Here is a 17,901-nt window from a genome sequence, read left to right as displayed (position 1 = left end):
CCCGTAACGCAGGAGCCGCCCGGAACCCATGTTCCGAGCGGCATCAAGCGCTTTTCGTGATGGAGCGCTACAGGACGTCCCCGCGCCCGCTGATCTTCAGTGCGTCCACCACACCCTTGACCCGCTGGGCGTTCGCGCTCGTGGTCACGAGGAGGGCGTCGGGGGTGTCCACGACGACGATGTCCTCGACCCCGATGAGCGAGATGAGGCGCTGGCTGTGCGACACCACGATGCCGCTCGAGGAGTCGGCGAGGATGCGGGCGCCGTCGCCGAGCACGGCGAGGTTGTTCGCGCGGCCGCCGGACTGCAGCTTCGCGAGCGACGCGAAGTCGCCGACGTCGTCCCAGTCGAAGTCGCCCGGCACGACCGCCATCCGCCCGGCGGCGGCAGCGGGCTCGGCCACGGTGTAGTCGATCGCGATCTTCTCGAGCCGCGGCCACACCTCGTCCACGACCGCGCCGCGGGCCGAGGTGTCCCAGGCGTCCGCGAGCTCCTCGAGCCCGGCGAGCAGCTCGGGCTTCGTCCGGCCGATCTCCTCGAGCAGGACGTCGGCCCGCGCGATGAACATGCCGGCGTTCCAGAGGTACGTGCCCTGCTCGAGGTAGGAGCGGGCGGTGTCGAGGTCGGGCTTCTCGACGAAGGACCGGACCGCGTGGGCGGTCGGCGCCCCCTCGATGCCCATGGTGTCGCCGTGGGCGTGGATGTACCCGAAGCCGATCGCCGGCTCGGTGGGGGTGATCCCGATGGTCGTCACGTACCCGGCCCGCGCTGCCGCGACGGCCTCGCGGACGGAACGGCGGAATCCCCGGGCGTCGCCGATCACGTGGTCGGCCGCGAAGGAACCGACCACGACGTCCGGCTCGCGGCGGCGGAGGATCGCGGCGGCGAGGCCGATGGCGGCGGTGGAGTCCTTCGGCTCGCTCTCGAGCACGACGTTGTGGTCGGCCACCCCGGGCAGCTGCGACTCGACTGCCGCCCGGTGCGCACGACCGGTGACGACCATGATCCGCTGGTCGCCCGCGAGGGGCGCGAGACGGTCCCACGTCTGGCGGAGCAGCGAGGTCCCCGAGCCGGTGAGGTCGTGGAGGAACTTCGGGGCGTCGGCCCGTGACAACGGCCAGAGCCGCGATCCGATGCCGCCGGCGGGGATGATCGCGTAGAAGTCCTGGAGCTCGTCTGCCACCCGCTCACCGTACCGGTCCCGGTCCGCGATCCCTGGACGGCGACCGCACGTTTCCCGCATGCGGTCTCCCGCACCGGCACGACCTGTTCACCCCCTCCGTGTCCGCCGTTCACACGCAGCGCCCCGACCCGTCACGGCCGCCGCGGAGCATGGGACGCACCATGAGCGCACGCAGCGTGGAGCGCGGCACGTCCCAGCGGACCGTCGCCGTCGTGACCGAGAGCTTCCTGCCCACCCTCAACGGCGTGACCACGAGCGTCATCGCGGTGCTCGACCACCTGCGGCTCCGCGGCCACCGCGCGGTCGTGATCGCCCCGGACACCCCGGGGATCGCCCAGCTCCGGCCGAAGGACCACGTCGAGCGCTTCAACGGCTACGACGTGCACCGCGTGCCCGCGGTCGCGTACCGGCAGTTCCCGGTCGCGCTCCCCCACCCGGTGCTCGACACGATCCTCGCCGCCTCCGGCGCCGACGTGCTCCACGCCGCGAGTCCGTTCCTGTTGGGTGGACGCGCCATCACCGCGGCCGGGAGGCTCGGCATCCCCTCCGTCGCCGTCTTCCAGACCGACGTGGCCGGGTTCGCCCGCCGCAACGGCCTGACCGCGACGGTCCCGCTGGTGCGGAAGATCCTCGGTCGGATCCACGAGGGCGCGTCCCTGACGCTCGCCCCGTCGAGCGCCACCGCGGCGATGCTCGCCGAGGACGGCGTGCCGCGCGTCGCGCGGTGGGGGCGCGGCGTCGACACGACGCTGTTCCACCCCGGTCGCCGCGACGCGACGCACGTCCGTGCGCTCCGCCGCCGGCTCGCGCCGAACGGCGAGACCATCGTGGGCTACGTGGGCCGCCTCGCACCGGAGAAGGAGGTCGAGCGGCTCGCCGAGCTCGGCGGCCTCCCGGGCATCCGGGTCGTGGTCGCGGGAGGCGGTCCCTCCAGGCCGCTGCTCGAACGACGGCTCCGGCACCTCGACGTGCACTTCACCGGACCGCTGCGCGGCGACGCGCTCGCGGACGCGTACGCGGCCCTCGACGTGTTCGTGCACACGGGTCCGGCCGAGACCTTCGGGCAGACGCTGCAGGAGGCGCACGCGAGCGGCCTGCCGGTGGTCGCGCCAGCCTCGGGCGGCCCGGTCGACCTGGTGGCCCCGGGGCTCGACGGCGACCTGTACGACCCGGACGCGCCGCAGGCGCTGCGACAGGCCGTCCTGCGGCTGCACCACGACCGGGCGCTCGCGGCCCGGATGGGGTCCGCCGGCCGGCTCCGGGTCGAGGGCACCACGTGGGAGGCCGTCGGGGACCAGCTGCTCGAGCACCACGACACGGCCCGCACGATCGGCGCGCCGCCCGCCGCGGCGCGGGCGGTCCGGGCACGTTGGCACGAGAGTGTCAGCGCACGCGCATAGGATGGACGTGTTCCACAGAACACGAACGGCAAGGGCTCGCCGATCGGCGAGCCCGTCCTATGGGAGGACTCGCTCATGGCCGAGCAGACCGCAGGGGGGACGGCGACCGCCGAACCCCGCGTGACGATCGAGGCGCCGCGCGCCTCTCGGACGCCGCAGGGCACCCTGTACCGGGGCTCGACCGGCATGTGGTCCTGGGTCCTGCACCGCATCACCGGTGTCGCGATCTACTTCTTCCTGCTGGTGCACATCCTCGACACGGCGCTCGTGCGGCTCTCGCCCGAGGCCTACAACGCGGTGATCGGCACCTACAAGACCCCGATCATGAACCTCGGTGAGATCGCGCTCGTCATGGCGATCGTGTTCCACGCGTTCAACGGGCTGCGGATCATCCTCGTGGACTTCTGGTCGAAGGGCCCGAAGTACCAGCGCGCGATGTTCTGGGTCGTCATCGTCCTCTGGGCGGTCGCGATCGCGGGCTTCCTGCCGCGCCAGCTGATGAACCTCGTCGCCGACTTCCACTGACCAGGAGCGCACAGATGACCACGCAGACCATCGAACCGCCCCGCAGTGCCGGCGCGGCCCGCCGCACGACCAACTGGGAGAAGTGGGGCTGGATCTACATGCGCGCGTCGGGCGTCCTGCTCGTCGTGCTGATCTTCGGCCACCTATTCGTGAACATGGTGGCCGGCGAGGGCGTGAAGCAGATCGACTTCGCCTTCGTCGCCGGCAAGTGGGCGAACCCGTTCTGGCAGGTGTGGGACTCGCTGATGCTCGTCCTCGCCCTGGTCCACGGCTCGAACGGCATGCGGACGATCGTGAACGACTACGTGTCCAAGCCGGGCATCCGGAAGACGCTCCTCGTCGCGATCCTCGTCGCGTGCGTCGCGCTCGTCGTCCTCGGCCTGCTCGTCTGCTGGACGTTCGACCCGTGCCCCGCCGGCGCCGCCGCCGCGGACCTGCCGTCGTTCTGCCCGGCCCGCTGACGACGCGCCCTGCCCGCCTACCCCCTGACCGAAAGACCTCCGTGCCCCTGAACACCCAGACCGACATCACGGTCCACCACCACCAGTTCGACATCGTCATCATCGGCGCGGGCGGCGCCGGCATGCGGGCCGCCATCGAGGCCGGACCGAAGGCGAAGACGGCCGTCATCTCGAAGCTCTACCCGACCCGTTCCCACACGGGTGCGGCGCAGGGCGGCATGGCGGCGGCCCTCGCGAACGTCGAAGAGGACTCGTGGGAGTGGCACACGTTCGACACGATCAAGGGCGGCGACTACCTCGTCGACCAGGACGCCGCGGAGATCCTCGCGAAGGAAGCGATCGACGCCGTCATCGACCTCGAGAACATGGGCCTGCCGTTCAACCGCACGCCCGAGGGCAAGATCGACCAGCGACGCTTCGGCGGCCACACCCGCGACCACGGCAAGTCCCCGGTGCGCCGGGCCTGCTACGCCGCGGACCGCACCGGCCACATGATCCTGCAGACGCTGTTCCAGAACTGCGTGAAGCTCGGGGTGAACTTCTTCAACGAGTTCTACGCGCTCGACCTCATCATGGTCGACGTCACCGGCGACGACGGCGTCACCCGGAAGCAGCCGGCCGGCGTCGTCGCGTTCGAGCTCGCGACCGGCGAACTCCACGTCTTCCACGCGAAGGCGATGATCTTCGCGACCGGCGGGTTCGGCAAGATGTTCAAGACCACCTCGAACGCGCACACCCTCACCGGTGACGGCGTCGGCATCGTCTGGCGCACGGGCCTGCCGCTCGAGGACATGGAGTTCTTCCAGTTCCACCCGACCGGGCTCGCGGGCCTCGGCATCCTCCTGACCGAGGGTGCCCGCGGCGAAGGTGCGATCCTCCGCAACGCGTCCGGCGAGCGCTTCATGGAGCGGTACGCGCCGACCATCAAGGACCTCGCACCCCGCGACATCGTCGCCCGGTGCATGGTGCAAGAGGTCGCCGAGGGCCGCGGCGCCGGCCCGAACAAGGACTACGTGCTGCTCGACTGCACGCACCTCGGCGCCGAGGTCCTCGAGACCAAGCTGCCCGACATCACCGAGTTCGCGCGGACCTACCTCGGGGTCGACCCGGTCGTCGAGCCGGTGCCGGTGATGCCGACCGCCCACTACGCGATGGGTGGCATCCCGACCAACGTCAAGGCCGAGGTCCTCTACGACAACACCACGGTCGTCCCCGGGCTCTACGCCGCCGGCGAGTGCGCCTGCGTGTCCGTGCACGGCTCGAACCGCCTCGGCACGAACTCGCTGCTCGACATCAACGTCTTCGGCAAGCGCTCCGGCAACAACGCCGCGGAGTACGTGCAGACCGCCGAGTTCCTCCCGCTACCCGAGCACCCCGAGCAGGGCGTGAAGGACATGCTCGACCAGCTCCGGGCATCCACCGGAACCGAGCGCGTCGCCGCCCTCCGCAAGGAGCTCCAGGAGGAGATGGACCGCAACGCGCAGGTGTTCCGGACCGACGAGTCGCTCGCCAAGGTGACCGAGACCATCCACGAGCTGCGGAACCGGTTCCTGCAGGTCTCCGTCCAGGACAAGGGCAAGCGTTTCAACACCGACCTGCTCGAGGCCGTCGAGCTCGGCTTCCTGCTCGACCTGGCGGAGGTCGTCGTCTACTCCGCCCGCAATCGCAAGGAGAGCCGCGGCGGCCACATGCGCGACGACTACCCGAAGCGCGACGACGAGAACTACATGCAGCACACCATGGCGTACCTGACGGGCGACCCGCACTCGTCACTCGCCGACGACCACATCACGCTCGACTGGAAGCCCGTCGTGGTGACGCGCTACGAGCCGATGGAGAGGAAGTACTGATGACCGACACCCTGGTCTCCGACGCCCCCCGCACCCAGACCGTGCAGAACGCCCCTCCCGGATCCTTCCCCGTCACGCTCATCGTCCGCCGGTTCGACCCGGACGTCGACGACGAGCCGCGCTGGCAGGACTTCGACGTGATGATGCTGCCGACCGACCGCATCCTCGACGCGCTGCACCAGATCAAGTGGGAGCAGGACGGTTCCCTGACGTTCCGGCGCTCCTGCGCCCACGGCGTCTGCGGGTCGGACGCGATGCGCATCAACGGCCGCAACCGCCTCGCGTGCAAGACCCTCATCAAGGACCTCGACGTGTCGAAGCCGATCTACGTCGAGGCGATCAAGGGCCTGCCGCTCGAGAAGGACCTCGTCGTCGACATGGAGCCCTTCTTCGCGTCCTTCCGCGAGGTGCAGCCGTTCCTGCAGGCGTCCTCCGCGCCCGAGAAGGGCAAGGAGCGCGTCCAGTCCGTCGCCGACCGTGCCCGCTTCGACGACACCACGAAGTGCATCCTCTGCGCCGCGTGCACCTCGTCGTGCCCGGTCTTCTGGACGGACGGGCAGTACTTCGGCCCCGCCGCGATCGTGAACGCGCACCGTTTCATCTTCGACTCGCGCGACGACGCAGCCGACGTCCGCCTCGACATCCTCAACGACAAGGAAGGCGTCTGGCGCTGCCGCACGACCTTCAACTGCACCGACGCCTGCCCGCGCGGCATCCAGGTCACGAAGGCGATCTCGGAGGTCAAGCAGGCGATCATGCGGGGGAAGGCATAGGTCGCACCCGGTAGGCTCGCGCCCATGACGTTCGCGGAGACCCGCCCCATCCTCGACCAGCTCGGCTACACCGTCCGGTACGTGCAACTCCCCGGGGAGACCCTGCAGGAGCCGCCGGTCGAGGGGGCGCTCCGCCTCGCACAGGTCGGGGCCTCCGAGTACGCGCTCGAGGTCGTCGACTACGGCACGGCCCGCCGGCTCGCCACCGCGAACGGTGAGGACGACGCGGTCGAGATGCTCCGCCGGTTCCTCAACCGGCCGTTCCCGGCGCCGCGGGACATCCCCCGGCACGAGTTCGACGGGCTCCGTGACCGTGCGGCCTCGACGTACCCGCAGCTCGCGCAGCAGGTGGCACAGGCCGGAGAACGGGGTCTGACGATCCAGGTCCCCGCCGGGGTCCCGGTCGACCGCGTCGGTGGCCCGGACGGCTACCTCGTGCACCCGCTCGACACCCCGCTCCCCCAGCGGTCGCTCCCGCCGCACGTCACGGCAGCGCCGGAGACGCACCGCTACGTGGTGGAGCGGCCGTTCCTGGTGACGGTCCGGTTCGTCCAGCCGTGGTTCGAGCAGCCGGGCGGCGCCCTCCGCTTCGAGATCGCCGACCCGTCGGTCACGATCCGCGACCTCGTCGTCGACGGCTCGCTCGCTCGGGTGCGGGTGGTCTGAGCGAGCAGCGCCAGCACGCAGAACGGCCCTCCCCGATCGGGGAGAGCCGTTCTGCGTCCAGAGGGTCGGTCAGCCGCGCTGGGGCTGGTCGAAGCGCGCACCCTCGGGCTTCGAGGGGAGCAGGTAGAGGACGAGCAGGATGAGTCCGCCGACCACGGGGATGAGCCCGAGGAAGATGAACGGACCCGCGAAGTTCGCGTCGTGCAGCCGTCGCCACGCCAGCGCGAGGTTCGGGATGATCGTTGCGAGCCCCCAGAGGAGGAGCAGGATCCCGCCGATGACGAACAGCGCGGACGGCGAGGTCATCGTGGAGGTCGACCCGTACGTCGTCGACACCGTCTGGTACTGCGAGGTGCCCGCCCCGATCCCGTAGATCGCGTAGAGCACTCCCGTGACGATGACGTTCGCCAGGTACCACCACCAGAACTCACTGCGGCTCGCGCGCCCGTCGAACCGCACGTACTTCTTGAAGAAGCGCTTGATCGCGTTTGGGAACGAGATGCCGTACCACGGTGCCCAGAGCGGCGGCTCGCCGTTCGGGCCGGTCGGCGCCGGCTGACCGTACTGCGGCTGCTGGCCGTACGGGTTCTGCCCGGACTGCTGGCCGTACGGGTTCTGCGCGGGCTCCTGGCCGTACGGGTTCTGCGGCGGGTACTGGTCACTCATCGGGGGTCCCCCTGCTGGCTCTGATCGATTCGGTCCGTGATGCTGACGACGTCAACGAACCCGATCCAACCAGGAAACCCACAGCTTCGCCCGCCCTCAAGGTCCCCCGATCAGGGGACGAGCGCGAGTTTGCCCCCCGGGTGCTGCGATTCGAGCAGCTCGGCGGCGGCCTTCGCCTCGGACAGCGGGAAGGTCCGAGCGACCGGGACGACGAGGTCCCCGTCGCCCGCGAGGTCGATCAACCGCTGCCGGACGGAGTCCCGGAACGCCTTGCTCTCCGGCTGGGCTCCGCCGATCGCTCCGATGCCGTCGGCCTCGGCGCGACCGAACGCGGCGATCGTCACGATGCGGGACCGGTCCGACACGAGGGCGAGGGACACGTCGACCGCCTCGTCGGTACCGACGCAGTCGAGCGCCACGTCGACGCCGTCGCCCGTTCCGTCCTCGACGAGCGCCCGGACACGGTCCTCGAGCCCGTCGCCGTACGCGATCCACTCACCGCCGAAGTCGGCGACGACGTCGGCGTTGCGCTCGGACGCAGTCCCGATGACCCGTGCTCCGAGGAGCCGGAGTTGCTGGAGCAGGCTGACGCCGACGGCCCCGGCGGCCCCGTGCACGAGAACGGTGTCGTTCCCCGAGGCGCGCGTGACGCGGAGCATGTCGGCCGCGGTGGTGCCTGCGAGCAGGAGGTTCGCGGCCTCGGGGAACCCGAGCGACGCGGGCTTCGCGAACACGTCCCGGGCGGGCACCGTCAGCGCTTCGGACCAGCCGCCCTCGACACGGAAGGCGAGGACCTCGTCCCCGACCGCTCCCCCGCCCGAGGCGATCTCGGTGTCGGACCCGATCGCGCTGATGACGCCGGCGACCTCGTACCCGATCGCGATCGGCAGGTCGGCCGCGTCGCCCTGCCGGGTGTGCTTCGTGTCGGCGGGGTTCATGCCCGCGGCGCGGACGGCGATGGTGACCTCGCCGGGGCCCGGTGCGGGCACGTCGGTGTCGGTGTACTCGAGGACCTCGCTGCCGCCGAACCGCGGTGCCACCCAGTGCTTCGTCATGGGTGCGACGCTACGCGTCGCGTCCCGGGGCTTCACGGGGTGCGCCAGGTTCGACGACACCGCGGCGCATTGCGACCCCGGGACGGGCTGGAGGCCCGTCACCAGCTGGTGACGGGCCTCCAGTCGGACAGACGCGAGCGTCGTCAGGCGCGCGCTGCGCGCACCCGGTCGGCGAACGCGGCGTGCAGCGGGTGCTGCTCGTCGAGCCCGGTGATCTCGGTCGCGACAGCGCCGTCGGCCTTGTCGGACCGGAGGAGCTGCTGCAGCTGCACACTCTGCTCGTCGTCCGCGACGTCGAAGCGGAGCGCGGCGCCCATCGCGTCGAGCAGCGCGGTCGGCTCGGTGCCGTCCTCGGCCAGCGCGGCCGCCGGGGACACGAACCGCTCGTCGCGGGAGAGCTTGCGGAGCGGCTGTCGGCCGACCCGGGTGACGGTGTCCGGCAGGTGCGGGTTCTCGAACCGGGCGATGATCGCCTCGACGTAGGCGCGGTGCACCTCGGGGTCGAGCTCGTGCCGGCGGACGAGCAGGTCGCTGGTCTCGGCGAGCACGGCCTCGAGCTCGGAACGGACCGCAGGGATCGCGATGGCGTCGGCGATCTTGTCCGCGCCGGCGATGTACCCGTGGTACGCGACCGTGGCGTGGCCGGTGTTGACCGTGAAGAGCTTCCGCTCGATCGAGGCGGCGAGGCCGTCGACGTAGTGGGCGCCGGGGATCTCCGGCTCGGACCCGTTGAACGGCGTGCGGTCGATGGCCCACTCGTAGTACGTCTCGACGGTGACGTCGAGGCCGGCGCCGTCCGGCTGGGCCGGCACGATGCGGTCGACGGCCGTGTTGGCGAACACGGCCTTCGCGAGTGCCTGGTCGCGGGACTCGGCGGGCAGCGCCTCGACGATGAACTCGCGGAGCCGGTCGGTCGCGTTGATCGCGTTCTCGCAGGCCATGACGGCGAGCGGGGCCGCGCCGGCGTCACGCTGCTGCAGACCCGCGGCGATCACCGGGGCGATGAACTTGAGGACGTTCGGTCCGACGGCGCAGGTGACCACGTCGGCGGCGGCGATCTCGGCGATGACGCCCTGTTCGTCCTGCGCGCTGTTGAGGGCACGGAAGCCGGTGACCTCGTGGTCCTTCGCATCGGCACCGACCTCGTGGACGGTGTACGAGTCGGCGGCGGCGAGGGCGTCGATGAGCGGCGCGGCGACGTCGGCGAAGACCACCTCGTAGCCGGCCTCGTGGAGCAGCAGCCCGACGAAGCCGCGGCCGATGTTGCCGGCACCGAAGTGGACGGCGGTGCGGTCGCTCACTCGTTGACCTCACCGAGGATCGCGAGGATCGCCGCGGTGTCGGGCGCGTCCGTCAGCTTCTGGACCTCGTCCTCGTCGGAGAACACGATCGCGATCTTCGAGAGGATGTCGAGGTGCTCGTTGTTGACGCCGGCGATGCCGACGACGAAGCGCACGGGGTTGCCGTCCCAGTCGATCGGGGTGGCGTAGCGGATGAACGACAGCGCGGAGGACTTGATGGCGTCCTTCGCGTCGTTGGTGCCGTGCGGGATGGCGAGGAAGTTGCCCATGTACGTCGAGACGCTCTTCTCACGCTCGAGCATCGCCGGGTAGTAGTCCGCGGTGACCGCGCCCGCAGCCTCGAGGATCTCGGCAGCCTCCTTCATCGCCTCGGACTTCGTCGGGGCGGTGTCCTCGGTGTGGATCCGAATCTGGCTCTCCTGCAGGACGGGCATCGGGGTTCTCCTTGCTTCGTGACGTGGCGTCGTGGACGTGTGGAGGGGACGAGCCGCGGCCCGTCCCCTCCGATACTGCACTCGGTTACTGGTCGGTGCGTCGCTACTGCTGCTTGAGCTGCTCGACGACCTGGTCGTACTGCGGCGCGTTCATGAAGTTGCCGACCGACACGTGCTGTGCGTTCGGGTTCTTCTGACGGGCGCGGTCGGTGAGCTCCTCCTGCGTGATGATGAGGTCCTCGGTGCCGTCGAGGTTCGCGATCGCCTTGTTGACGACCGTGACGCCCTCGATGCCCGCCTTCTTTACCTTGTTGCGGAGGACGCTGGCGCCCATCGCGCTCGAGCCCATGCCGGCGTCGCAGGCGAAGACCACGTTCTCGACGCGGGTCGCCGTCGCGGTCGACGCGGAGCCGACGCCGCCGAGCGAGGCCTCGGCCTCCTCGTCGTTCGCCGGGGCGTTGTTGCCGAACAGGCCCGCGGTCGCGGCGTTGACGTCGCGGCCCTTGTTGGCCTGGAGCTTCGCCATGGCGGCGCTCATGTCGCCACCGCCCGCGAGGTCACGCTTGCGGGTCGCGAGCAGGAAGAACGACGCGACCGCGAAGGAGACGGCGGCGGAGAGCACCACGGAGAGGATGACGCCGACGAAGCTGTCCTTCGCCGTCGAACCGATCACCGCGAAGATCGAACCCGGGGAGGCCGGGGCGACGAGGCCCGAGTGGAACGCCACGTTCGTCGCGACACCGGTGGCACCACCGAGGATGACGGCGATGAAGAGGACCGGCTTCTGCAGCACGTACGGGAAGTAGATCTCGTGGATGCCACCGAGGAACTGGATGATGATCGCGCCGGGCGCGGTCGAGCGGGCGATGCCGACACCGAAGAAGGTGAAGGCGAGCAGGATGCCGAGGCCGGGGCCGGGGTTCGCCTCGAGCAGGAACAGGATGCTCTTGCCGGACTCCTTCACCTGGGCGGCGCCGAGCTGGTCGAGCACGCCGTGGTTGATGGCGTTGTTGAGGAAGAACACCTTCGCGGGCTCGATGATCACGCTGGCGAGCGGGAGCAGCGAGTGGTTGATGAGGAACTCCACCGCGGCGCCGAGGCCGTTCGCGATCGCCTTGAAGATCGGCGCGAGCCAGAAGAACCCGACCATCGCCAGGACGAACCCGAGGATGCCCGCGGCGTAGTTGTTCACGAGCATCTCGAAGCCCGGGCGGATCTTGCCGTCCCAGATCTTGTCGACCTGCTTGATGATGTACGCGCCGAGCGGGCCGCAGATCATCGCGCCGAGGATCATCACGGTGCCGTTCGCGCCGAGGATGACACCCATCGCGAAGATCGAGCCGACCACGGCGCCGCGGGTCTCGTAGACCATGCGGCCGCCCTGGATCGCGATCGCGAGCGGGATGAGGTACGTGAGGATCGGGCCGACGACGCCGGGGTTGGCGACGCCGTTCGTCTCACCGAACCCGCCGAGGATCCCCACGGGGGTCCAGCCGGTCTCGATGAAGAACGCCGTGATGATGCCCCACGCGATGAAGATCGCGATGTTGGGCATGACCATGCCGGAGAGGAAGGTGCCGAACTTCTGCACGGCGACGCGTGCGCCGCCCCGCGACTTCGCGGGAGCGTCGGGCGCTGCAACGGACGACGTTGTCATGTGCCTGGCTTTCTGTGATGGGTGCTGCAGTGGTGGAGGGGTGAGGGTGCTGCTGTGCTGCGGTGGTGCTGCGGCTAGACGGCGTGCGCTGCGGCCGCGGCGGACTTCGCGGCCGCCGCCGTGCTCGCGGCGAGTGCCGCCTTCGCCATCTCGCGGGCCTGCTCGAGCGTGTGCTTGCCGAGTTCGGCACGCACGTCGGCGAGGGCCGCGGGGGTCATGGACAGGGTGGTGGCGCCCAGGCCGACGAGCACGACGGCGAGGAGCGGGTCCGCTGCGGCCTCGCCGCAGATGCCGACGGCCTTGCCCGCGTCCGCGCCGGCGGAGCCGAGCTGGGCGACGAGGCGGAGGACGGCGGGGTGCCACGGGTCCTGGTAGGACGCGACGGTGCCGAGCATGCGGTCGGCGGCCATCGTGTACTGGGTCAGGTCGTTCGTGCCGATCGACACGAAGTCGGCGGAGGTGAAGACCTGCTCGGCCATGAGCGCGAGCGACGGGACCTCGGCCATAACGCCCGCGGTGCGGATGCCGAGCTCGCGGGCGAGGGCCACGAAGTACTCGGTCTCCTCGGCGTCGGCGACCATCGGAGCCATCACCCAGAGGTCGGCCTCGGTCTCTGCGTCGGCCTGCGCGAGCGCGGTGAGCTGGTCGCGCAGGACCTCCTCGTGGTTCCGCAGCGCGCGGAGCCCGCGGCGGCCGAGCGCCGGGTTCTCCTCGTCCTTGTCGGTGAGGAACGGCAGGGGCTTGTCGGCACCGGCGTCGAGCGCGCGGACGACGACCTTCTTCCCCGGGAACGCCTCGAGCAGGCGCTTGTAGGACTCCTGCTGCTCGGCCACGGTCGGGGCCTTCGGCGAGTCGAGGAAGAGGAACTCGGTGCGGAAGAGCCCCACGCCCTCCGCACCGAGAGCGACGGCGCCCGCGGCGTCGGCGGGGCTGCCGAGGTTCGCGAGCAGGGGCACGGTGTGCCCGTCGGCGAGGGCCCCGGCGGTGAGCGGGGCCTCGGCGGCGGCGAGGCGGTCGGCGATGCGCTGCTCGACCTCGGCGACGAGCTCCGCGGACGGGTCGGTGACGACGGTGCCGGCGGCCGCGTCGACGACGACCTCGGTGCCGTCGGCGAGGTCGTCCGCCCCGGTCACGCCGACGATGGCGGTGATGCCCTTCGCCCGGGCGAGGATCGCGGTGTGCGAGGTCGGTCCGCCGTCTCGGGTGACGAGCGCGAGCACCTTGTCGAGGTCGAGGAGCGCCGTGTCGGCCGGCGCGAGGTCACGCGCGACGAGCACGAACGGGGTGTCGGACTCCGGGACGCCCGGGGCGGAGACGCCACGGAGCTTGGCGATGATGCGCTGGGCGACGTCGTCGAGGTCGGCCGCGCGCTCCCCCATGTACCCGCCCATCTGGACGAGGAGGTCGCGGAACTGGCCGAACGCCTCGAACACCGCGCGCTCGGCGTTGGTGCCGCCGTCGATGCGCGCGTGCACGTCGTCGAGGAGCGTCGGGCCCTGCGCCATGAGCGCCTGGGCCTCGAGCACGGCCTGGGCGTCGCCGCCGGCGAGCTGCCCACGCTTGTTGAGGTCCTCCGCGACCGCGGCGAGCGCCGCGGCCACGGACTGCTTCGCGTCGTCCGCCGAACCGGTCAGCGCGTCCTGCGACGGTGCGCCGAGCGGGTCCGCCATGCGGAGGACCGGGCCGTGGGCGACGCCACGGCCGACGCCGGTGCCGAGCAGTTCGGACATTCGAGACTCCTTCATCTCACGCGCGGTGGGGCGGTGCGGTGCGGTGGTGCAGTGGTGGTCGTGCAGTCGTGCAGTCGTGCAGTCGTCGCGACTGGGAGCACACTACATCGATCCTCGTTGACAAACAAACACATCCGGGGATAAAAATGCAGAAACAGATGCCCGTTTGCGTCTGGTGTCCAGAACGAGTCGGGCATCGACGGCCGAGATGCGCCCGACCGTGTCCGTTCCGGCCCGATCCCCCGCGCAAGGGCACGAGCACCACCCCAGCCCCACCAGCACGACCACGAGACGACGAGGCCCCCGATGTACGCACCCGAGCGCCACCAGCGCATCGTGGAACAGGCCCGAGCCCAGGGCCGGGTCGACGTGAAGGACCTCGCCGAACTCCTCGAGGTCACCCCCGAGACCATCCGCCGCGACCTCACCTCCTTGGAGCGGCGTGGGCTGGTGCGACGCGCCCACGGCGGCGCGATCCCGGTCGAGCGCATCACGCTCCACCCGGGGGTCGGCGACCGCGGCGGGATCAACCAGGCCGAGAAGATGGTGATCGCCCAGGCCGCGCTCGAGGAGCTGCCCGAGAACGGCTCGATCATGATCGACGCCGGCACCTCGACGATCTGCCTCGCAGAGATGCTCCCCGCCGACCGTGGCCTGACCGTCGTCACGCACTCGCTGCCCGTCGCCATGGCGGTCGCGAACCGGCAGGGGCTCGACCTGCACCTGCTCGGCGGGAACATCCGCAGCGACTCCCTCGCGGGCGTCGGCACGTGGACGCACCAGCTCATCGGCATGGTGAGCGTCGACGTCGCCTTCATCAGCATCAACGGGATCACGCCCGAGCGCGGCCTCACGACGCACAACATGGCGGAGGCCGCCGTCAAGTCCGCCATGATCAAGTCGGCCCGGCGGAGCATCCTGCTCGCCGACCACACGAAGTTCGGTCGTGAGGAGTTCGGCCGGGTCGCCCCGCTCGCCGCGATCGACACGATCATCACCGCCCCCGGTGTCAACGCCGACCTCGTCCGCGAGGTCGAAGCAGCCGGCACCGAGGTGTTCTGGCCCGGTCGTTCCTGACCGGGGCCCGGACCAGCCCCACCCGACGCTCGCTACCATGAGCGCCACCACCCATCGACAGGAGTCCATTCGATGTCCGAAGCCACCCGCACCGTCACCGTCGCCAGCGCGTCCGGGCTGCACGCCCGCCCCGCGTCCCTGTTCGTCCAGACCGTGACGGCGTCCGGCCACCAGGTCACGATCGCGAAGGGCGACAAGTCCGGCAACGCCGGCAGCATCCTCGCGCTCCTCGGCCTCGGCATCGAGAACGGCGACGAGGTCACCCTCACGGTGTCCGGCGACGACGCCGAGAAGACCGCCGACGACCTCGTCGAGTTCCTGCAGACGGACCACGACGCGGCCTGATCGCGCCGGTCACGTCCTCGACGTGACCCACGAACGGACGGGAGGCACGGTGCCGGCTGGCACCGTGCCTCCCGTCCGTCCGTGGGTCGCCGTCGCGACCAGCGCCCGGATCGGTCGCACGACACGCCGCGGGCCCGCCACGCCGATCGCAGAACGGGTCGGGCCGGGAGAAGGTGAGCGGCACGTCCTGCGACCGAGTCCGGGCCGCCGGGACGAGCGCCGTCAGCAGCCCGGCGCGGGGCGGCGCGGGGGTGTCGGCACCCGCCGATAGGCTGGACGGCATGACACGCCTGCGCCTCGCATCCGTCAACGTGAACGGCGTCCGTGCCGCGTTCCGGAAGGGCATGGGCGACTGGCTCGCCACGCGTGACGTCGACGTCCTCGCCCTGCAGGAGGTCCGCGCCTCGAGCGACGACCTCGCCGGGCTGCTCGGCGACGAGTGGGACGTCGTCCACGACCCGGCGAGCGCGAAGGGTCGCGCGGGCGTCGCCATCGCGAGCCGGCACCGTGCGCAGATCCACCGGGTGGAGCTCGGGCCTGCGGAGTTCGACTCCGCCGGTCGCTGGCTCGAGGCCGACTACGAGATCGGCGGCACCACGGTCACGGTCGTGTCGACGTACGTCCACTCGGGCGAGGTCGACACCCCGAAGCAGGACGAGAAGTGGAAGTTCCTCGACGCGATGACCGCGCGCCTGCCCGAGCTGCGGCAGCACAACCCGCTCGCGGTCGTCGTGGGCGACCTCAACGTCGGCCACGACGAGCGCGACATCAAGAACTGGAAGGGCAACGTGAAGCGGGCAGGGTTCCTCCCCCGCGAGCGCGCCTACTTCTCGCGGTTCTTCGGCGCCGAGGGCGAGCCGGTCGAAGGAGCCGACGGCTCCACCGGCCCCGGCCTCGGCTGGGTCGACGTCGGCCGTGCCCAGGCCGGTGACGTCGACGGTCCCTACACCTGGTGGTCGTGGCGCGGCCAGGCGTTCGACAACGACTCCGGCTGGCGCATCGACTACCACGTCGCCACCCCCGAACTCGCCGAGAAGGTCTCGCACTACACGGTCGACCGCGCTGCCGCCTACGACCAGCGATGGTCCGACCACGCCCCCGTGGTCGTCGACTACGAGATCTGATCCCCCCACCGCTCCAGCGCAACAGGACACCAGCATGGCCACGACCCGCATCTTCTCCGGCATCCAGCCCTCGGCCGGATCGCTCCACCTCGGCAACTACATCGGTGCGCTCATGCAGTGGCGGACGCTCCTCGACGACTTCGACGCGATCTACTGCGTCGTCGACATGCACGCGATCACCACCGCGCAGGACCCCGCCGAGCTCCGCGCGAACACGCGCGCGACCGCCGCCCAGTACATCGCCTCCGGCATCGACCCGTCGAAGGCGACGCTCTTCGTGCAGTCGCAGGTGCCGGCGCACGCGGAACTCGCCTGGGTGCTCAACACCCTCACCGGGTTCGGCGAGGCGAGCCGGATGACCCAGTTCAAGGACAAGTCGGCGCGGCAGGGCACGGACGCCGCGTCCGTCGGGCTCTTCACCTACCCGATCCTGATGGCCGCCGACATCCTGCTGTACGACACGAAGGTCGTCCCGGTCGGTGACGACCAGCGGCAGCACGTCGAACTGACGCGCGACCTCGCCGGTCGGTTCAACTCCCGCTTCGGTGACACGTTCGTCGTGCCGGAAGCACGGATCCTGACCGACACCGCGCGCATCTACGACCTGCAGGACCCGACGAGCAAGATGAGCAAGTCGGCGGCGTCCGACAACGGCCTCATCCGCCTCCTCGACGACCCGAAGCGGACCGCGAAGAAGATCCGCTCGGCGGTCACCGACACGGAGCGCGAGATCCGAGCGGACCGTCAGGCGAAGCCCGGCGTGACGAACCTGCTGACGATCCTGTCGGCGTTCTCGGGCACCCCGGTCGCCGAGCTCGAGGCGTCCTTCCAGGGAAAGGGGTACGGCGACCTCAAGGCTGACGTCGCCGACGCGGTCGTCGCCGAGCTCGAGCCCGTGCGTGCCCGCACCCTCGAGCTGCTCGACGACCCGGCCGAGCTGGACCGGCTGCTCGCCGTCGGAGCCGACCGCGCCGAGTCGATCGCCCGCGAGACCCTCGCCCGTGTGTACGACCGCATCGGCTTCGTCCCGCGCTCCCGCGGCTAGGCACGCCGTGCTCCCCGTCGTCCTCGAGTCCGTGCGGGTGCGTCTCGACGTGCCCACACGCCGAGACACGGCGGCGATCGTCGCGGGGTGCCAGGACCCGGACGTCGCACGGTGGACGACGGTCCCGATGCCGTACGGCCCGGAGCACGCCCGGTCGTTCGTGGACGCCCTGGTGGGGCCCGGATGGGCGTCGGACCGGGAGTACACGTGGGCGATCCGCCGTGCCGGGTCGTCGCTGCTCGAGGGCGTGATCGGGTACCGGACCGAGCGCCGCGACGTCGGGTTCTGGCTCGCACCGTCCGCGCGCGGTCTCGGGCTCATGCACGACGCGCTCGAGCTCGTCGTGACGTGGGCGTTCGAGCAGGGCGCTCCCGACGTCGCGTGGGAGTGCTACGAGGGCAACCTCGCTTCGGCAGCGGTGGCCCGAGCGGCTGGCTTCGCGTTCACGGGGAGCGGCCCCGCGGCGAACCCCGGTCGTGACGGCGGCCCGACCCCGGCCTGGCACGCGCGGCGCCGCGCCGACGGTGCGCCGGCATCCGACCTGTCGTGGCCCACAGCGTCGTTCGCCCACAGCGTGTAGTTCGATGACGTGTCACCGACTTCTCGTCG

General features: G+C 70.8%; 18 protein-coding genes. 11 read left to right on the top strand and 7 right to left on the bottom strand.

Annotation, left to right across the window (positions count from 1 at the left end):
• Nucleotides 1-67: 67 nt before the first annotated feature.
• Nucleotides 68-1,183, bottom strand: a complete 1,116-nt coding sequence (locus tag IEY20_RS11470) for a mannose-1-phosphate guanylyltransferase (protein WP_175329404.1) — start codon at nucleotides 1,181-1,183, stop codon at nucleotides 68-70.
• A gap of 161 nt (nucleotides 1,184-1,344) precedes the next feature.
• Between IEY20_RS11470 and IEY20_RS11465 the strand changes: the two genes are divergently transcribed.
• The 6 genes from IEY20_RS11465 to IEY20_RS11440 all read left to right on the top strand — a co-directional run bounded on the left by IEY20_RS11465 (nucleotide 1,345) and on the right by IEY20_RS11440 (nucleotide 6,858).
• Entirely contained in the window at nucleotides 1,345-2,583 is a 1,239-nt protein-coding gene (locus tag IEY20_RS11465; protein ID WP_042726888.1) for a glycosyltransferase family 4 protein, read from the top strand.
• Nucleotides 2,584-2,658: 75 nt separating this feature from the next.
• Entirely contained in the window at nucleotides 2,659-3,108 is a 450-nt protein-coding gene (gene sdhC, locus IEY20_RS11460) for a succinate dehydrogenase, cytochrome b556 subunit (RefSeq protein ID WP_022904973.1), read from the top strand.
• Nucleotides 3,109-3,122: 14 nt separating this feature from the next.
• The gene (gene sdhD / locus IEY20_RS11455) at nucleotides 3,123-3,569 is read left to right on the top strand and encodes a succinate dehydrogenase, hydrophobic membrane anchor protein (protein ID WP_022904972.1); all 447 of its coding nucleotides are present in this window, start codon (nucleotides 3,123-3,125) and stop codon (nucleotides 3,567-3,569) included.
• A gap of 41 nt (nucleotides 3,570-3,610) precedes the next feature.
• Nucleotides 3,611-5,419 carry a succinate dehydrogenase flavoprotein subunit gene (gene sdhA, locus IEY20_RS11450; RefSeq protein ID WP_022904971.1) on the top strand — a complete coding sequence of 603 codons (1,809 nt, stop codon included), beginning with the start codon at nucleotides 3,611-3,613 and terminating at the stop codon, nucleotides 5,417-5,419.
• Nucleotides 5,419-6,192, top strand: a complete 774-nt coding sequence (locus IEY20_RS11445; protein WP_175329406.1) for a succinate dehydrogenase iron-sulfur subunit — start codon at nucleotides 5,419-5,421, stop codon at nucleotides 6,190-6,192. Before sdhA ends, IEY20_RS11445 begins: the two co-directional genes overlap by 1 nt.
• A 24-nt stretch (nucleotides 6,193-6,216) precedes the next feature.
• Nucleotides 6,217-6,858: a TNT domain-containing protein gene (locus IEY20_RS11440; RefSeq protein WP_175329407.1), complete on the top strand. Its 642-nt coding sequence runs from the start codon at nucleotides 6,217-6,219 to the stop codon at nucleotides 6,856-6,858.
• A 69-nt stretch (nucleotides 6,859-6,927) separates the two neighbouring features.
• Here IEY20_RS11440 and IEY20_RS11435 read toward each other — a convergent pair whose 3' ends face one another.
• The 6 genes from IEY20_RS11435 to ptsP all read right to left on the bottom strand — a co-directional run bounded on the left by IEY20_RS11435 (nucleotide 6,928) and on the right by ptsP (nucleotide 13,701).
• Nucleotides 6,928-7,524, bottom strand: coding sequence for a DUF805 domain-containing protein (locus IEY20_RS11435; RefSeq protein WP_022904968.1), 597 nt, complete (start codon nucleotides 7,522-7,524; stop codon nucleotides 6,928-6,930).
• 110 nt (nucleotides 7,525-7,634) lie between these two features.
• Nucleotides 7,635-8,579 carry a quinone oxidoreductase family protein gene (locus IEY20_RS11430; protein ID WP_175329408.1) on the bottom strand — a complete coding sequence of 315 codons (945 nt, stop codon included), beginning with the start codon at nucleotides 8,577-8,579 and terminating at the stop codon, nucleotides 7,635-7,637.
• A gap of 143 nt (nucleotides 8,580-8,722) precedes the next feature.
• Nucleotides 8,723-9,880, bottom strand: coding sequence for a mannitol-1-phosphate 5-dehydrogenase (locus IEY20_RS11425; RefSeq protein WP_175329409.1), 1,158 nt, complete (start codon nucleotides 9,878-9,880; stop codon nucleotides 8,723-8,725).
• Nucleotides 9,877-10,314 carry a PTS mannitol transporter subunit IIA gene (locus IEY20_RS11420; protein ID WP_031274425.1) on the bottom strand — a complete coding sequence of 146 codons (438 nt, stop codon included), beginning with the start codon at nucleotides 10,312-10,314 and terminating at the stop codon, nucleotides 9,877-9,879. The genes IEY20_RS11425 and IEY20_RS11420 overlap by 4 nt, the downstream gene beginning before the upstream one ends.
• Nucleotides 10,315-10,417: 103 nt before the next feature.
• The gene (locus IEY20_RS11415; protein ID WP_031274423.1) at nucleotides 10,418-11,971 is read right to left on the bottom strand and encodes a PTS mannitol transporter subunit IIBC; all 1,554 of its coding nucleotides are present in this window, start codon (nucleotides 11,969-11,971) and stop codon (nucleotides 10,418-10,420) included.
• Between the two features lie 74 nt (nucleotides 11,972-12,045).
• Nucleotides 12,046-13,701, bottom strand: coding sequence for a phosphoenolpyruvate--protein phosphotransferase (gene ptsP, locus IEY20_RS11410; RefSeq protein WP_175329410.1), 1,656 nt, complete (start codon nucleotides 13,699-13,701; stop codon nucleotides 12,046-12,048).
• A 306-nt stretch (nucleotides 13,702-14,007) separates the two neighbouring features.
• On the opposite strand from ptsP, the gene IEY20_RS11405 reads away from it, so the two are divergent.
• From IEY20_RS11405 to IEY20_RS11385, 5 genes are all read left to right on the top strand, one after another.
• Nucleotides 14,008-14,778: a DeoR/GlpR family DNA-binding transcription regulator gene (locus IEY20_RS11405; protein WP_175329411.1), complete on the top strand. Its 771-nt coding sequence runs from the start codon at nucleotides 14,008-14,010 to the stop codon at nucleotides 14,776-14,778.
• A gap of 72 nt (nucleotides 14,779-14,850) precedes the next feature.
• Entirely contained in the window at nucleotides 14,851-15,123 is a 273-nt protein-coding gene (locus IEY20_RS11400) for an HPr family phosphocarrier protein (protein ID WP_022904964.1), read from the top strand.
• 281 nt (nucleotides 15,124-15,404) lie between these two features.
• Nucleotides 15,405-16,247: an exodeoxyribonuclease III gene (locus IEY20_RS11395; RefSeq protein ID WP_031274417.1), complete on the top strand. Its 843-nt coding sequence runs from the start codon at nucleotides 15,405-15,407 to the stop codon at nucleotides 16,245-16,247.
• Between the two features lie 34 nt (nucleotides 16,248-16,281).
• Nucleotides 16,282-17,292: a tryptophan--tRNA ligase gene (gene trpS / locus IEY20_RS11390; RefSeq protein WP_022904962.1), complete on the top strand. Its 1,011-nt coding sequence runs from the start codon at nucleotides 16,282-16,284 to the stop codon at nucleotides 17,290-17,292.
• Nucleotides 17,249-17,872 carry a GNAT family N-acetyltransferase gene (locus tag IEY20_RS11385; RefSeq protein WP_308424196.1) on the top strand — a complete coding sequence of 208 codons (624 nt, stop codon included), beginning with the start codon at nucleotides 17,249-17,251 and terminating at the stop codon, nucleotides 17,870-17,872. The genes trpS and IEY20_RS11385 overlap by 44 nt, the downstream gene beginning before the upstream one ends.
• The last annotated feature ends 29 nt before the right edge of the window (nucleotides 17,873-17,901 follow it).

This window comes from Curtobacterium luteum, from assembly GCF_014646995.1.
Lineage (GTDB): Bacteria > Actinomycetota > Actinomycetes > Actinomycetales > Microbacteriaceae > Curtobacterium > Curtobacterium luteum.
This window is presented reverse-complemented; position numbering and strand designations above follow the sequence as displayed.

What these genes read in the sequence shown, in the direction of transcription:
- IEY20_RS11465 (WP_042726888.1), top strand. Translation starts at nt 1,345, where the DNA reads ATGAGCGCACGCAGCGTGGAGCGCGGCACGTCCCAGCGGACCGTCGCC.
- sdhC (WP_022904973.1), top strand. Translation starts at nt 2,659, where the DNA reads ATGGCCGAGCAGACCGCAGGGGGGACGGCGACCGCCGAACCCCGCGTG.
- sdhD (WP_022904972.1), top strand. Translation starts at nt 3,123, where the DNA reads ATGACCACGCAGACCATCGAACCGCCCCGCAGTGCCGGCGCGGCCCGC.
- IEY20_RS11445 (WP_175329406.1), top strand. Translation starts at nt 5,419, where the DNA reads ATGACCGACACCCTGGTCTCCGACGCCCCCCGCACCCAGACCGTGCAG.
- IEY20_RS11440 (WP_175329407.1), top strand. Translation starts at nt 6,217, where the DNA reads ATGACGTTCGCGGAGACCCGCCCCATCCTCGACCAGCTCGGCTACACC.
- IEY20_RS11435 (WP_022904968.1), bottom strand. Translation starts at nt 7,524, where the DNA reads ATGAGTGACCAGTACCCGCCGCAGAACCCGTACGGCCAGGAGCCCGCG.
- IEY20_RS11430 (WP_175329408.1), bottom strand. Translation starts at nt 8,579, where the DNA reads ATGACGAAGCACTGGGTGGCACCGCGGTTCGGCGGCAGCGAGGTCCTC.
- IEY20_RS11420 (WP_031274425.1), bottom strand. Translation starts at nt 10,314, where the DNA reads ATGCCCGTCCTGCAGGAGAGCCAGATTCGGATCCACACCGAGGACACC.
- IEY20_RS11415 (WP_031274423.1), bottom strand. Translation starts at nt 11,971, where the DNA reads ATGACAACGTCGTCCGTTGCAGCGCCCGACGCTCCCGCGAAGTCGCGG.
- ptsP (WP_175329410.1), bottom strand. Translation starts at nt 13,701, where the DNA reads ATGTCCGAACTGCTCGGCACCGGCGTCGGCCGTGGCGTCGCCCACGGC.
- IEY20_RS11405 (WP_175329411.1), top strand. Translation starts at nt 14,008, where the DNA reads ATGTACGCACCCGAGCGCCACCAGCGCATCGTGGAACAGGCCCGAGCC.
- IEY20_RS11400 (WP_022904964.1), top strand. Translation starts at nt 14,851, where the DNA reads ATGTCCGAAGCCACCCGCACCGTCACCGTCGCCAGCGCGTCCGGGCTG.
- IEY20_RS11395 (WP_031274417.1), top strand. Translation starts at nt 15,405, where the DNA reads ATGACACGCCTGCGCCTCGCATCCGTCAACGTGAACGGCGTCCGTGCC.
- trpS (WP_022904962.1), top strand. Translation starts at nt 16,282, where the DNA reads ATGGCCACGACCCGCATCTTCTCCGGCATCCAGCCCTCGGCCGGATCG.